The following is a 14,170-nucleotide window of genomic DNA, read 5'->3' as shown; positions in this document are numbered from 1 at the left end:
AGGCCAAGGGGGAATCAGGAAAGAGCAACGGAAGCGACGAGCAGCACGGCGATTTCACTCAGCTGCTGCAAGGCGCCGATCGTGTCGCCGGTCTGGCCGTCGATCTGGTTGAGGCAAAGGGCGCGGAAGGCGGCAAACAGCAGGCCGAGCAGGATAAGCGCGACAATGGCGCCGCCGAGCCCGAGCAACAGCAAAGGTACCGCGCCGAGCACGGCACCGGCGATGGCGGTTTCAAACGAAACCGTGCCGGAATCGGCCGAGAGACCATCGGATCGGGCCGGGGGCAAAAGGTGCATGAAGACGCCCAGCACGCCGCGCGAGGCGGCATGTGCGGCCACGAGCGCGAAGAGGGCCTGCGTGGGTTCGACGAATTCCTGCAGCGCGCTCCAGCGGATCAGCAGCGACAGAGCGAGCGCTGCGGCACCATAGGCGCCGATGCGGCTGTCGCGCATGATGTCGAGTTTGCGGCCGCGCGATTTGCCGCCACCAAAGCCGTCGGCGACATCGGAGAGCCCATCCTCATGCAGGCAGCCAGTGGTGAACAGGGTTGCGACAAGGGCAAGGGCCGCCGCCGGGCCCATGGCGAGGCCAAACCGTTCCGCCGTGGCAAAGACGATGGCGCCGATCAGGCCGACGACAAGGCCGGCGACCGGGGCGGCCCAGATCGCGGCGGCAAGGCTGCGACCGCGAAAGTCGAAGACGGGCAGCGGCAGCCGGGTGAAGAAGACCAGGCAAAGCGCGATATCGCTGGGGATTTGCCGGGGCGAACGGCCGAAGTTCTGGAATTTGAGCCGGATTTCTTCCCAAAACCGACTGCCATTTTTCGGGATCATGCTCTAGCCCCTCGCAATGGCGTGGAAGAAGGTGCCGCTGACATGGCCGCGCCGGTAACCCGAGGCGCCGATCGGGTTGCCCTGGCCGTCGGCGAGGTCGGCCAGCGGCTCGTCATTGCCGGTCGCGATCATCTGCGCGTAGTGGAATTCGTGGCCGCGGATCACTGCGCCTTGCGCGCCCAACGGACAACCAGCGCGCAGCCGCGCCTCGCGGTAACCGAGGTTCATCTTGCGTTTGGCGAAGCTGGTGGAATGGCCGAGCAGGCCGAGCATTCCGTGCGTTTCGCCCGACGCGTCTTCCAGGGCTTCGCCCAGCACCATGAAGCCGCCGCACTCGCCATGGATGGGCTTCGTCGCGGCGAATCTCGTCATTCCGGCGCGGAAATTTGTCGCTGCGGCGAGCTTACCGGCATGGAGTTCGGGATAGCCGCCGGGCAGCCAGCAGACATCGCAGCCTTCGTCGGGTCCGTCGTCGGCGAGCGGCGAGAACGGGACGATCTCTGCGCCGGCCTTGCGCCAATAGGTCGCCACATGCGGATAGAGGAAGGTGAAAGCGGCATCTTCAGCCAGTGCAATGCGCTGGCCGGGCGGCGAAAGCGCGTCGTCAAAGCCGCCGGGCGCTGGGGTGAGGGGTGTCGCCAAGGCCATGATGGCATCGAGATCAAGCGACTTTTCCGCCATGTCGGCCAGCCGGTCGAGATGCGCCATCAGGTCGTCATATTCGCCGGCCTGGACGAGGCCGAGATGGCGCTCGGGCAGGTTCAGTGTGGGATCACGCAGGATGGCGCCGACAACGGGCAGGCCGATCGCCTCGATGGCGTCGCCGGAGAGACGCCGGTGGCGCTCGCTGCCCAGCCGGTTGAGCACGATGCCGGCCATGCGCACATCGGGATCGTAAGTGGCAAACCCCTTGGCGACGGCGGCCGCCGTGGTCGACTGGCCGGAAACGTCGAGGACCAGCAGCACCGGCAGGCCATAGAGGCGGGCGAGGTCGGCTGCGGAGCCGGTGCGGCCAGGAGCCGCCGGAATGCCGTCGAACAGTCCCATGGCGCTTTCGAGGATGACGAAGTCGGTATCGTCAGCCGCTTGCGCGGCGAGCGCGTTGAGCAGCGATGGCGGCATCGCCCAGCTGTCGAGATTGACGCCGGACAGCCCAGTGGCGGCGGTGTGGAAGCCGGGATCGATATAGTCGGGGCCTGACTTGGCGCCGCGTACTTTCAAGCCCCGCCGGGTCAGCGCGCGCAGGATGCCGATGGTGACGCTGGTCTTGCCCGAGCCGGAACGCGGCGCGCCGATGATGATGGCGCGGGCGCTCACGGGTTGCCCGCCAGTGCCGCGCGCATGGCAACGATGCCGCCGACGACGATCAGCGCCGGCGAGGTCAGCCCGGCGGCGGCTACCTCCTCGGCAATTGTAGCGAGCGTGGCGACGACGATCTGTTCCTGTGGCGTCGTCGCGGCAACAATCACTGCCGCCGGTGTCGACGGTGCCAGCCCGCCGTCGAGCAGTGCCGCGGCGATGAGGGGCAGATTGGCCATGCCCATATAGACCACGACCGGCTGGCCGGTGCGGGCGATTGCGCCCCAGTCGATATCGTCATCGGAACCGGCGGCATGGCCGGTGGCCAGGATCACCGCCTTGTTGATGCCGCGCATGGTGGCGGGGATGCCGGTCGCGGCCAGCGCGCTCAGCCCCGATGTCAGGCCGGGCAGCACGCGGAACGGGATATGTTCCCGCGCCAGCGCCAAGGCTTCTTCACCGCCGCGACCGAAAATATAGGGATCGCCGCCCTTCAGCCTGACGACGCGGCGACCTTCGCGCGCCAGCCGGACCAGCAGGGCGGTGATGTCGTCCTGCTTCATCGACGGTTTCCCGCCGCGCTTGCCGGCGAAGAAAAGCTCGGCGTTTGCGGCAACGGCGACGACATCGGAGGAGACCAGCGCGTCGTAGACCAGTGCATCCGCCTCGGCCAAGGCCGCCAGCACTTCCAGGGTCAGGCAGCCGGGGTCGCCCGGGCCGGCCCCGGCCAGCCAGACATGGCCGGGCTCCAGCCGGCGCGGCTTGAAATTCAGCCGGGACAACGCCTGCTCGAGCGTGGCGTTCTCGCCCTTGTTCCTGGTGCTGCCGCTCACAATCCGTCCCGTCCGCGAAAACGCCGCTGGTAATGGGCGTCGTACAATGAACTCTCGCCAAAGCCCTCCGCCGCCAGCGAACGGCCGACGAAGATGATCGCCGTGCGCTCCATCGGATCGGCAGCGAGTTGTGCCTCGATTGTTTCCAGCGTGCCAGTCAGCACGCGCTCGTCCGGCCAGGAGGCGCGGAAGACGATCGCCACCGGGCAATCCCCACCATAGTACGGCGTCAACTCGGCGACGACGCGGTCGATGGCGTGGATGGCAAGGTGAATGGCGAGCGTGGCGCCGGTGCGGCCGAAACCGGCCAGCGTTTCACCGGGCGGCATCTTTGAGGCGCGGCCGGAGATGCGGGTCAGCACCAGGCTTTGCGCGACTTCGGGAATCGTCAATTCTCGGCGAAGTGCTGAGGCCGCGGCGGCGAAGGAGGGGACGCCCGGCGTCAGCGTGTAGGGAATGCCGTGCTTTTCCAGCCGCCGGATCTGCTCGGCGACCGCGCTCCACACCGACAGGTCGCCGGAATGCAGACGGGCAACATCATGGCCGGCCTTGTGGGCCTCCAGATACGCGGCCTCGATCTCGTCGAGCGACATCGGCGCGGTGTCGATCAGTTTTGTCCCCGGCGCACAGTGTTGCAGCAATTCGGGCGCGACGATCGAACCGGCATGCAGGCAGACCGGGCAGCTTGCCAGCAGCCTGGCGCCGCGCAGCGTGATGAGATCGGCCGCGCCTGGACCGGCGCCGATGAAATGCACGGTCATAGCGCATCTCCGCTGATGGCGATGGCGCAGGTGACCGGGCCAAGCACTGTACGGGCTCCGAGCAGCCTTGCGCCCTTGCCGGCGACGGCAAGCGCGGATGCTTCGGAAACCGATGGCGTGCCAGCCAGATCCTGCGAGAGAACGGAATGGCTGAGCGTGGCCGACGAGGCGGCCTCGATCGCGGCCGCATCGGCGACGATGACCGGAAGATTGAGCTGATGTCCAGCGGCGAAAACAGCCTTCTCGTCCTGCTTCAGGGGAGCGGTCGCCAAGGCGGACAACGCCGTCATCGTCAGCCCGTGCGTCTCCAGCGCGGTTTCAATCGCCGCGAGCACGTCCTCGACGCTCACGCCTTTTCGGCTGCCGATGCCCGCGACCATCATGGCTTCACCCAGCTCCACTGGGTGACCGGCATGGCCGGCCGCCAGGCCTGCATCGAGCCGACCGGCGATGCGCGGGATATGTTTATGCGGGTAAGGTCGCCGCCAAGCGAGACGTGACGGGCGAGAAGCAGGGTTTCCATCTCCAGCGTCACCGCGTTGGCGACGAGACGGCCGCCGGCGCGCAGGGCCTTGATGGCAGCGTTCAACACGCCGGTATCGCTGCCGCCGCCGCCGATGAAAATCGCGTCCGGTGTATCCAGCCTGGCAAGCGCCTTGGGTGCACTGCCCTCCACCACGATCAGGCCGGGAACGCCACAGGCGGCGGCGTTGCGGCCAATGCGGGCGGCGCGGATCGGGTCCGCCTCGATGGCGATGGCGCGCATCGAGGGATGGGCGAGCATCCATTCGATGCCGATGGAACCGGAGCCGGCGCCGATGTCCCACAGCAACTCGCCGCGACGTGGCGCCAGCGCCGACAGGGTGATAGCGCGGATTTCGCGCTTGGTGATCTGGCCGTCATGGTCGAACAGATGATCGGCAAGGCCAACCGTGAGCGGCAGGACGCGCGCATCAGGACCCGATTCAACGTCGATCGCCAAAACATTGAGCGGATTGATGTTTTCGAGGTCAAAGGCATCGGCGCGGGCCGAGCGCGATATCTCCTTTGGTCCGCCCAAGGCCTCAAGAACGGTCAGCCGCGATGCGCCGAAGTCGAGTTCGGTCAGCAGGCGCGCGATTGCAGCAGGCGCTGCGGCGTCCGACGTCAGCGCCAAGATGCGCGCGTTCGGCTGCAGCAGCGGCCGGATCAGGTCGAGCGGCCGGCCATGCAGCGACACGGTCTCGATATCCGGCAGCGGCCAGCCAAGGCGGGCCGCTGCCAGCGAAACGGCCGATGGTGCCGGGATGACATGCATCTCCCGCGCCTTCACCTTGCGGGCGAGAGTGGCGCCAACCCCATGGAAGAACGGATCGCCGGAGGCGAGCACACAGACGTTTCTGCCGGCAAGCGCAAGCACATCAGCCATCTCGGCATCGAAAGGAACCGGCCATGGGCGCGCCTCGCCCTTGGCGAAGGAGGCGACAAGGGCGAGGTGCCGCTTCCCACCGAAGATGATCTCCGCCTTGGCGATCAGCCGCTTGGCCTCGTCGCCGAGACCCGCTAAACCGTCCTCGCCGATGCCGACGACTGTAAGCCATCTTGAGTTGAGCTTGGCGCCGCGCGGACCCTCAGCAGGCATGATGACCCACCGCATTCTGATCCTCGGCGGAACCACGGAAGCCCGGCAGCTGGCTGGAAAACTGGCGGCGCGTGCCTCGGTCACGCTGTCGCTGGCCGGCCGTACCGAAAGCCCGGTTGCGCAAGGGGTGCCTGTGCGAACCGGAGGGTTCGGCGGCGCCGATGGACTGGCTGCCTATCTGCGGGACACGCGCACCGACCTTCTGATCGACGCCACCCATCCCTACGCAGCGCGAATCTCGGCCAATGCCGCGCAAGCCGCGCACGTGGCCGGCGTGCCTATTTTGGCCCTGAGGCGGCCGGGTTGGGAGCCTGTCGAAGGCGACCGCTGGACGCAGGTCGACAACGTCGGCGACGCCGTGCACGCGCTGGGTCCGGCGCCTCGTCGCGCCTTTCTGGCTCTGGGCCGGCAAGAGGTTGCCGCTTTCGAAGCAGCGCCCCAGCATCACTATCTCATCCGCAGCGTCGATGCGGTCGAGCCGAAGCTGGCCGTTCCCGATGCTCACTATCTTTTGGCCCGGGGGCCGTTCCGCGAGGCGGAAGAACGTACGCTGCTCGAAGAGCATCGCATCGACATCGTAGTGTCCAAGAACAGCGGCGGCGAGGCGACCTATGGAAAGATCGCCGCGGCGCGAGCACTTGGCATCGAGGTGGTCATGGTCCGCAGGCCGGCCTTGCCGGATGTTCCTTCGGCTGAAACCGTCGAAGCGCTGGCCGCCATTGTCAACCAGTTCGGGGCCGATCATCTTCTCTGACCTGTGGACGAGCGCGGCGTGTAGACCAGCGCAGGTCTGTCGTTGCGCTTGATGATCCTGGTTTCTGGCGAGCCGATGATGATGCAGGTCGCCATATCGGCTTTTTGTGCGTCGACATCGGCCAGTAGGAACACGTCGATGCGCTCGTCCGGACGGCCGGCGGCACGGCCGAAAATCACCGGCGTGGTGCCGGGCAGGATGGCGGTCAGGCATTCGAAGGCGCGGCCGAGTTGCCAGGGGCGCGCCTTGCTGATCGGATTGTAGAGCGCGATGACGAAGCCGGCGCCGGCCGCCGCCAGCAGGCGCAGCTCGATCAGTTCCCAGGGTTTCAGATTGTCGGACAGCGAAATGGCGCAGAAATCATGGCCGAGCGGGGCACCGATGCGGGCGGCAACCGCGAGCATGGCGGTGATGCCGGGCACCACATTGACATCGACCGCACGCCATTCAGCCGGGCCGGCCTCAATCGCCTCGCAGACCGCAGCCGCCATGGCGAAGACGCCGGGGTCGCCACCGGAAACGACGGCGACGTCATGGCCTTCCGCGGCTTTGGTCAAGGCGTCCTTGGAGCGGGCGAGTTCCTCGCGGTTGTCGGAGGCAACGCGAGTCTGGTCCGGGCGCAATTCGAGCCGGTCGAGATAGGGCTTATAGCCATAGAAGAACGCTGCCTGCGCCACCGCGTGGCTGGCCTCAGGCGTCACCTGATTGGCATTGCCGGGCCCGAGCCCGATGACGGTGATACGGCCGCTCATGCCTGCGCTCCCAAGGCGCCGGGCCGGCCGGACCAGCCGGCGACCAGCACGATGGCAAAATAAGGCGCCTTGTCGTCCTGCTTGTCGGCAAGTCGCATCGAGACGCTGCCGGCCATGGTGCCGCGCTCGACATAGACGGCGCGCGCCAGCTTGCCGGTTGCCTCCAGCGCTCGCCTGATCTTGGGCAGGTTGCGGCCGACCTTCATGATGACGGCGGCGTCGGTGTCGGCCAGCCGCCGGGTGAGTTCGAACTCGTTCATCGTGCCCGGCAACACCGTCAGCACATCGTCGCCCTGGACGATTGGCAAACCGGTCGCCGACCAGCAGCCGGACATGGCGGTGACGCCGGGAATGACCTCGGTCGGGAAGCGATGGGCGAGCCGCACATGCAGGTGCATGTAGGAGCCGTAGAACAGTGGGTCGCCCTCGGACAGCACGGCAACCATCCTGCCTGCTTCAAGGTGTTCGGCGACCTTCTCGGCTGACTCCTCGTAGAAACCGGCGATCTGCGAACGGTAGTCGTCGTGATCCTTGTCGATTTCGGTGGTGACGGGATAGAGCAGCGGCAGTTCCGTCATGCCCGGGCGGAATTGGGCTTCGACGATGGCGCGCGCGTTGCTGTTGTTGCCGCGCTTGGCGAAATACGCCACGACATCGGCCTCGGCCAAGGCCCGAGCGGCCTTCAGCGTCAACAGTTCGGGGTCGCCGGGACCGGTGCCGACACCGACGAGACGGCCTTTGGGGAGCGCGTTCACAGGCCAGGCCTCGCCAGGGCGTTGAGTGCGGCGGCAGTCATGGCGCTGCCGCCAAGCCGGCCGCGCACGATGGCATAGGGCACGCCATAGGAATTCTCGGCCAACGCATCCTTGGATTCGGCCGCGCCGACGAAGCCGACCGGCATGCCGATGATCGCCGCCGGCTTCGGCGCACCGTCGCGCAGTTTTTCCAGCAAATAGAAGAGCGCGGTCGGCGCATTGCCGATGGCGACCACCGAACCGGCCATGCGCTCTCCCCACAGGTCGATGGCGGCCGCGGAACGGGTGTTGCCGATCTCCCTGGCGATTTCGTGTGTGCGCGGGTCGCGCAAGGTGCAGATCACCTCGTTGCCGGTCGGCAGCCTGGCGCGGGTGACCCCATGCGAAACCATCTCGGCGTCGCAGAAGATTGGCGCCCCAGCCGAAAGTGCCGTGCGCGCGGCGGCAACGAAATCCGTCGAAAAGACAAAATGGCTGGCAGCTTCGACCTGACCGCAGGCATGGATCATGCGGATCGCGACATCGGCCTCTGCTTCGGAGAAGCGCGACAGGTCGGCCTCGGCGCGAATGATGGCGAAGGAGCGCTCGTAGATCGCCGTGCCGTCGTGGATGTAGTCGTAGGCGGCCATGCTCATTCCTGTCGGTAAGCCTCGGCGATGCCGGCCGCGCCAAGCCTTGTCAGGCAAGCGGCGGCGGTTTCGCCGGGAAGTCGTGCGCTGCGGATTGCTGCCGCGACGCGGCTGATGCCGCGCGCGGCGTCATAGCCCGGCCTGTAGCTGGCAGGAAGGCCCTTTGCCGTCGCGTTCACGACAAGTCCGGCTCCGTTTTCGCCGCCGACCAGGGTAAGTGCAGCTTTGCCCGGATGGGCGCAGCCCTTGGCGCAGCCGGAAATGTGCAAGGTGAAGTCGAGGATGTCGGCATTTTCAGCGGCAATCGTCTCGGCAATGTCGCGCGTGGCGATCCGGCCGGAAGCGCAGGCCGGTGTACCGGGGCAAGCGGCGATGCGTGTGCGCGGATCGGCGGCGTCCGTGACGAATCCGAGGGTGGTTGCGGTGTCCTGAAGGGGCCGGTTGGCGGCTGTCGGCTGGCCGAGGAAGAGCAGCGCGCGGCCGGGGGCGAGGCGGATTTCCGACGTGCCGAGGGCGAGGGCGCCTTGGGCGAGGCTGATGATCTTGTCCGCCGGCATGCTGCCATAGGGGAGGGCGATGCCGAGGGCGACGCCAGAGGCGGCGAGGTCGAAAGTTCCGATGGGAGAGCGAGTCGATGGCGCAGGATAGCGATCCTGCCCACCCCCCTCTGTCCTGCCGGACATCTCCCCCGCAAGGGGGGAGATCGGCAGTTCTGCTGCCGGCTCTCCTTTTGGACGCTGAGTGATTGCTGCAACGCCTACGACTAGCGAAAGCGGAGATGAGAGCGCAATCTCCCCCCTTGCGGGGGAGATGTCCGGCAGGACAGAGGGGGGTGGGACGGAGTGCCAACTTGCAAGAGAAGCTAGCTGCCTCTCGGTCAAATCCCTCGCATGGGCTTCGCGGCCCTTCTCGGCAATCATCCTGAGCACGGCAACGGCAATATCGCATGCAGCATCGTCTTCCACCGTGGCCAGCGGCCTTGCATTCCGCCCATCACCCGCGACAGACACCAGCCACCGAACTCCCGCATCAGTGCGCGTCGCGGCAAGCCGCACATCGGCCGTCACCGAATCCAGTCGAAGCTGCCCGCCGCCGTCGACAACGACTGAAACCTTCGGGCCGAGCCGTTGCGTGAGCCCGGCTTCTTCGACCGCTGTCCTGATCCGTTCAGCCAACGGCTGGGGATCGGGAACCTCCTGCGGATCGATGCCGGCCAGCGGCCCGGTCTCGACCGGCACGCCGGTGCGCACCGCGATATCAAGCGCATCGACCTCGGTCGCCAGCAGCGGCGCGCTTTCCGATGTCAGGCCGCGTATCTGCAGGCTGCCGCGCGCGGTGACTTCCATGATGCCGTTGCCGTGCCGCAGGGCCGATTCGGCGAGTGCGATCAAAAGCTTTGGCGACAATCCTCCAGAAGATGGGCCTCCAGCAACGGGGTTGAGCCGCACCAGCAGACCATCGCCGGTCTGCATGGGGGCTGCCAGAGCCGGACAGGCGCCGCGACGCGAGAAGGCGTTCATGCCGCAACCCCAAGCGCTTCAGCCTCGGCAATCAGGGCGGCGAGGTCGTCGTCGATAGAATTGCGCAAGGGATGCCAGAGCCCGCGCCGCCGGGCCGACAGGAAGCGTTCGGCGATGACTTTGGCGGCGGCAGGGTTCTCGCGCAGGATGAAGGCGCGCACCAGGGGATCGCCGAGATAGGCGTCATGCACCGCCTCGATCAGCGTGCCTGATATCGCGAGGGTGGTTTCGGCAAAGCCGACCAGCCGGTCAACGGTTTCGGCGAATTCGGAGGCGCCGCGCGGGCCGTGGCGCATCTGGCCTGAGACGAAGCGTGGATTGACGGCGCGGGCCCGCACGACGCGGGCCACCGCCTCACTGAGCGAACGCGGCTTCGGCTTTTGCGGATCGGTGGTGTCGAGCACGATGACGTCGGCATTCCTGCCAAGCGCCGCAAGCGCTGCCGAAAATCCGCCGATGAAGGCGACGTCGGCGGAGCCTTCGAGGATATCGCGGCCAGGGTCGTCGCCGGTGTGGACGAGAAGATCGGCTTCGGCGATGCGACCCTCGAAGGCGCCGGGTGCCGAGACGCCTTCGCCCCCAGCGCCGCCATAGGCATGCGAGGTGGCGTCGAGATAGGCGCGGCCGATCTCTTCGCGCGCCGCCCAGTCGCCGCTCGACAGCAAGTCCTCGACGCCGGCGCCGTAAGTGCCGGGCGAAGTGCCGAAGATGCGCGGGCTGATCTTGCCATCCGCGCGGGTCTTGGCCGCCAGCGGGTTTTCCGAATCCTCCTCGTCGCGGGCGGCAACGGCGTTGGCCGCGGCATCGATCAGTGCGATTTGGGTTGGGAACATGTCTCGGAACAGGCCGGAAATGCGCCAGGTGACGTCGACGCGTGGTCGGCCGACGGTTGCCGGCGGCAGCACCTCGATGCCGTTGATGCGGCCGGTCGCGGCATCCCATTGCGGCCGGCAGCCCATCAGCGCCAGGCCTTGTGCAATCTCCTCGCCGCCGGTGCGCAGCGAGGCTGAGCCCCAGAGGTCGATGACCAGCGAACGCGGCCAGTCGCCATGCGACTGCATATAGCCACGCACCACTTCCTCCGCCGCCGCCCTGCCGAGGTCATAGGCGGTCGGCGTCGGCATGGTGCGCGGGTCCGACGTGAACAGGTTGCGACCGGTGGGCAATACATCGGCGCGGCCGCGCGCCGGCGCCCCTGCCGGGCCGGCCTTGACGTGGCGGCCATCGAGTGCTGCCAGCAATGCCGTCTTCTCGGCTTCAGCGCTTTGACGCCGCATGGCGTCAGGCTCGTCGTTGGAGGCGCGGCCGTAGATATGCAGCCCGTCCTTGATGGCGAAATCCTTGAGGTCGCAGAGCCAGGCGTCGATGCGGCGCAGCGCCTCGTCGGGTGCATCGGTTTTGGCGACGCCGGCTTCGGAGGCGAGGCCGGTCTTCTGCGCGGTGTCGACGATCAGCTTTGCGAGGCGGTCGCGGCGGCGGCGGTCGAGCCCGTCGGCCTGGGCATATTCGTCGACCAGGCGTTCGAGCCTGTGCTGATCCTCGTCCAGTCCGGCGCCGGTCAGCGGCGGCGGCAGATGCCCAAGGGTGACGGCGGCGATGCGCCGCTTGGCCTGTGCGGCTTCGCCGGGGTTGGAGACGATGAAGGGATAGATCACGGGCAAGGGGCCGGTGACGATCTCGGGAAAGCAGTTTTGGCTGAGCGCAACCGTCTTTCCGGGCAGCCATTCCAGCGTTCCATGGGCGCCGACATGGACAAGCGCATGAGCGCCGAGCGATTTGCGCAGCCACAGGCCGAAGGCGATCAGCGCATGCCGCGGCGGCAGCGTCGGGTCGTGATAATCGGCGCGCCGATCCACTGACCGGCCGCGGTCGGGAGCAAGCGCCACGGTGACGTTGCCGAAGGTGGCGGCGCGGAAGGGGAATTTTGCGGAGGTTAGCACCTCGCGCAAACCTGTTTCATCTTTCGCCTTACCCCAGGCGCCTTCTACGGCAGCTATCGCCGCCCTCGGCAGTTCGGTTGAGAAGCACAGATAGTCGTCAAGCTTCAGCCCGTGGTTTGAACTTTCCAGCAAATCCAGCAGCGCACGCGGCGTTTGCGGAATCCCGTCAACGGCATAGCCCTGTCCCTTGAGGTCCTGCAGCATCGCCAGCACGCTGGACGGCACGTCGAGGCCGACGGCATAGCCGGTGCGGCCGGGGGCGCTGGGATAATCGGGGATCAGGATGGCAAGCTTGCGCTCGGCGCTCGGCGTTTCTTGCAGCTTGATGAAGGCCGCGACACGGTCCGCCACTTGCGCCACACGATCGGGCTCCGGCCGGTTGGCGAAGGCGCGGTGACCAAGTGCGGGATCGACCTCGCTCTCGCCCTTGAAGGAAATGGCGCCGGCAAGGATGCGGCCGTCGAGTTCGGGCAGCACGACATGCATAGCGAGGTCGGCGGGCGCCAGGCCGCGCTGGTTGTTTTCCCAGATGTCGCGGCGGGTGGTGGCGACGATGACCTGGAAGACCGGCACGCCGGCACGATCGAACAGGGTTTCGACGCCGGGTTCGGCGCCGGACGCGAAGGCGGTCGCGGTGACGATGGCGGCAGGTTTCAACGCCGCCAGCGCGGTTTCGACGAACGCCAGCGATACCGGGTCCTTGAGGCTGGAGACGAAGATGGGGACCGGCGTCATACGGCGCTGCCGCAGCGCTTCAAAAAGGGCGTCGATCGGTGCGACATCGGCGGCCAGCAGCATCGAGCGGTAGAACAGGATGGGGATCACAGCATTTCCCTGCCCCTCGAGGGGAAGGGGGACGACGCCGCGGCCCGGCTCATAGTACCCAGCCTTCGGTACGGCGACAGGCGCCGAAATTGTTGCTTCAGACCCTGCCAGCCGCGCCAGCTTCTGCACCAGCGCGCTCATATTGGCTGGACCGCCCTCGCGAAAATAGTCGAGCAGGCCGTCGAGTTCCTCGCGCGGCAGTGTCGAGGCTTCGATCAGGCGCAGATCCTCGTCGCGGCATTCGCCGGGCAGCAGCGCCAGTTTTATGCCGCGCGCGCGCGCGGTCGAGGCAAGCTGGTCGCAGCCGTAGCGCCACCAGTCGTAGCCGCCCAGAATGCGCACGAGGATGACTTTGGCATGGCGGGCGACGCTGTCGACCCAGAGGTCGACGGACATCGGATGGCGCAGGTCACGCAAAGCCGCCAGCCGCATCGAGGGCAGGCGCTCGGCATCGGCCTTCCATGCCGCCGCCAGTCCGGCGAGATCGCTGTCGGTGAAGGACAGGGCCACGATATCCGCCGGCGTCTGCCGCAGATCGACCGGCTCGGCGAGATCGTCGAGCGAGGCGGAGGTCGTGGTGAGGATGTGCATCTCGGCCCGTGGTTTGCGTCAGCCGGCGAGTATACGCTCGATCGCCGGGCGGTTCAGCCCCTTCAGGCCGATGACGACGAGGCGCGAGCGGCGGTCATCCCCGGCCGTCCAGGCCCGGTCGTAGTAGTGATTGACGCGCGGTCCTACGGCCTGCAGCAACAGCCGCATCGGCTTGCCGCCGACCTCGACGAAGCCTTTCACGCGCAGCACGTTTTCTTCCTCGGCGGCGGTGGCGACGCGCTTTGCCAACTCGTCCGGACTGGCGACCGAGGCAATGTCGATGACGAAAGAATCGAAGTCGTCGTGCTCGTGGTCGAGTTCGTCGTCGTGGTGGGTCTTGCGGTTCTCGATATCGTCCTCGACGGCAAGGCCAAGACCAAGCAGCACCGACGGATCGACCTTGCCTTGCGACGTCGGCACGATCTTCACGGCGCGAGCGATGTGCTCGTTGATGATGGCGTTGGCGCGGGCGGAGCCCGCGGTGTCCATCAGGTCGCTCTTCGACAGGATGATCAGGTCGGCGCAGGCGATCTGGTCCTCGAACACTTCCTCGACCGGATCGTCGTGATCGAGCGTCTCATCCTGGGCGCGCTGTGCCTGAAGTGCGTCCATGTCATTGGCGACGCGGCCCTCGGCGAGTGCGGGACCGTCGACGACGGCGATGACACCATCGACCGTCACGCGGCTCTTCACCGTCGGCCACTGAAAGGCCTGGACCAGTGGCTTCGGCAGAGCCAGGCCCGAGGTCTCGATCAGGATATGGTCGACCTTCGGCGACAGCGACAGGATCTGGTCGAGCGCCGGCACGAAATCGTCGGCAACGGTGCAGCAGATGCAGCCATTGGCCAGTTCGACGATGTTTTCCTCCGGGCAGGTGTCGATGCCGCAGCCCTTCAGGATCTCGCCGTCGATGCCGATGTCGCCGAACTCGTTGACGATGATGGCGATCCGCTTGCCGCCGGCGTTTTCCAGGAGATGGCGGATCAGCGTCGTCTTGCCGGCGCCGAGGAAGCCGGTGACGACGGTGCAGGGGACGCGGGAGACGGAGGCAGTCATG

General features: G+C 66.9%; 13 protein-coding genes. 1 reads left to right on the top strand and 12 read right to left on the bottom strand.

From position 1 onward, the window contains the following. Positions 1-14: 14 nt before the first annotated feature. The 6 genes from AC1D2G_RS30640 to cbiE are packed head-to-tail and all read right to left on the bottom strand — an operon-like array spanning position 15 to position 5,347. Entirely contained in the window at positions 15-833 is an 819-nt protein-coding gene (locus AC1D2G_RS30640) for an adenosylcobinamide-GDP ribazoletransferase (protein ID WP_477418762.1), read from the bottom strand. Positions 834-836: 3 nt separating this feature from the next. Further along, complete coding sequence (locus tag AC1D2G_RS30635) at positions 837-2,150, bottom strand: cobyrinate a,c-diamide synthase (RefSeq protein ID WP_477418760.1); 1,314 nt, start codon at positions 2,148-2,150, stop codon at positions 837-839. After that, positions 2,147-2,965 carry a uroporphyrinogen-III C-methyltransferase gene (gene cobA, locus AC1D2G_RS30630; protein WP_477418758.1) on the bottom strand — a complete coding sequence of 273 codons (819 nt, stop codon included), beginning with the start codon at positions 2,963-2,965 and terminating at the stop codon, positions 2,147-2,149. The genes AC1D2G_RS30635 and cobA overlap by 4 nt, the downstream gene beginning before the upstream one ends. Next, on the bottom strand, positions 2,962-3,726 hold the full coding sequence (gene cobM / locus AC1D2G_RS30625) for a precorrin-4 C(11)-methyltransferase (protein WP_477418756.1): 765 nt from the start codon (positions 3,724-3,726) through the stop codon (positions 2,962-2,964). Before cobM ends, cobA begins: the two co-directional genes overlap by 4 nt. Next, positions 3,723-4,109, bottom strand: a complete 387-nt coding sequence (locus tag AC1D2G_RS30620; RefSeq protein WP_477418754.1) for a cobalamin biosynthesis protein — start codon at positions 4,107-4,109, stop codon at positions 3,723-3,725. Before AC1D2G_RS30620 ends, cobM begins: the two co-directional genes overlap by 4 nt. Next, the gene (cbiE, locus tag AC1D2G_RS30615) at positions 4,106-5,347 is read right to left on the bottom strand and encodes a precorrin-6y C5,15-methyltransferase (decarboxylating) subunit CbiE (protein ID WP_477418752.1); all 1,242 of its coding nucleotides are present in this window, start codon (positions 5,345-5,347) and stop codon (positions 4,106-4,108) included. Before cbiE ends, AC1D2G_RS30620 begins: the two co-directional genes overlap by 4 nt. A 1-nt stretch (position 5,348) precedes the next feature. Here cbiE and AC1D2G_RS30610 point away from each other — a divergent pair, with 1 nt between their 5' ends. Next, on the top strand, positions 5,349-6,101 hold the full coding sequence (locus tag AC1D2G_RS30610; RefSeq protein ID WP_477418750.1) for a cobalt-precorrin-6A reductase: 753 nt from the start codon (positions 5,349-5,351) through the stop codon (positions 6,099-6,101). On the opposite strand, the gene AC1D2G_RS30605 is transcribed toward AC1D2G_RS30610, so the two are convergent. Genes AC1D2G_RS30605 through cobW form a run of 6 tightly spaced genes read right to left on the bottom strand, consistent with a single transcriptional unit; the run spans position 6,089 to position 14,169 of the window. Next, positions 6,089-6,853: a precorrin-3B C(17)-methyltransferase gene (locus tag AC1D2G_RS30605; protein WP_477418748.1), complete on the bottom strand. Its 765-nt coding sequence runs from the start codon at positions 6,851-6,853 to the stop codon at positions 6,089-6,091. The genes AC1D2G_RS30610 and AC1D2G_RS30605 overlap by 13 nt on opposite strands. Beyond that, positions 6,850-7,608: a precorrin-2 C(20)-methyltransferase gene (locus AC1D2G_RS30600; RefSeq protein ID WP_457150223.1), complete on the bottom strand. Its 759-nt coding sequence runs from the start codon at positions 7,606-7,608 to the stop codon at positions 6,850-6,852. The genes AC1D2G_RS30605 and AC1D2G_RS30600 overlap by 4 nt, the downstream gene beginning before the upstream one ends. Continuing rightward, positions 7,605-8,237, bottom strand: coding sequence for a precorrin-8X methylmutase (locus tag AC1D2G_RS30595; protein WP_457150222.1), 633 nt, complete (start codon positions 8,235-8,237; stop codon positions 7,605-7,607). The genes AC1D2G_RS30600 and AC1D2G_RS30595 overlap by 4 nt, the downstream gene beginning before the upstream one ends. A 2-nt stretch (positions 8,238-8,239) precedes the next feature. Further along, positions 8,240-9,757 (bottom strand): precorrin-3B synthase, encoded by a 1,518-nt coding sequence (gene cobG, locus AC1D2G_RS30590; protein WP_457150221.1) that lies wholly within the window; start codon positions 9,755-9,757, stop codon positions 8,240-8,242. Next, on the bottom strand, positions 9,754-13,113 hold the full coding sequence (gene cobN / locus AC1D2G_RS30585) for a cobaltochelatase subunit CobN (protein WP_477418746.1): 3,360 nt from the start codon (positions 13,111-13,113) through the stop codon (positions 9,754-9,756). The genes cobG and cobN overlap by 4 nt, the downstream gene beginning before the upstream one ends. Positions 13,114-13,131: 18 nt before the next feature. Further along, the gene (gene cobW, locus AC1D2G_RS30580; protein ID WP_477418744.1) at positions 13,132-14,169 is read right to left on the bottom strand and encodes a cobalamin biosynthesis protein CobW; all 1,038 of its coding nucleotides are present in this window, start codon (positions 14,167-14,169) and stop codon (positions 13,132-13,134) included. Between the last annotated feature and the right edge of the window lies 1 nt (position 14,170).

It is taken from the genome of Mesorhizobium sp. P2_C7, from assembly GCF_056404515.1.
The sequence above is the reverse complement of the archived record's forward strand: the minus strand, read 5'-3'. Positions and strand labels throughout refer to the sequence as shown.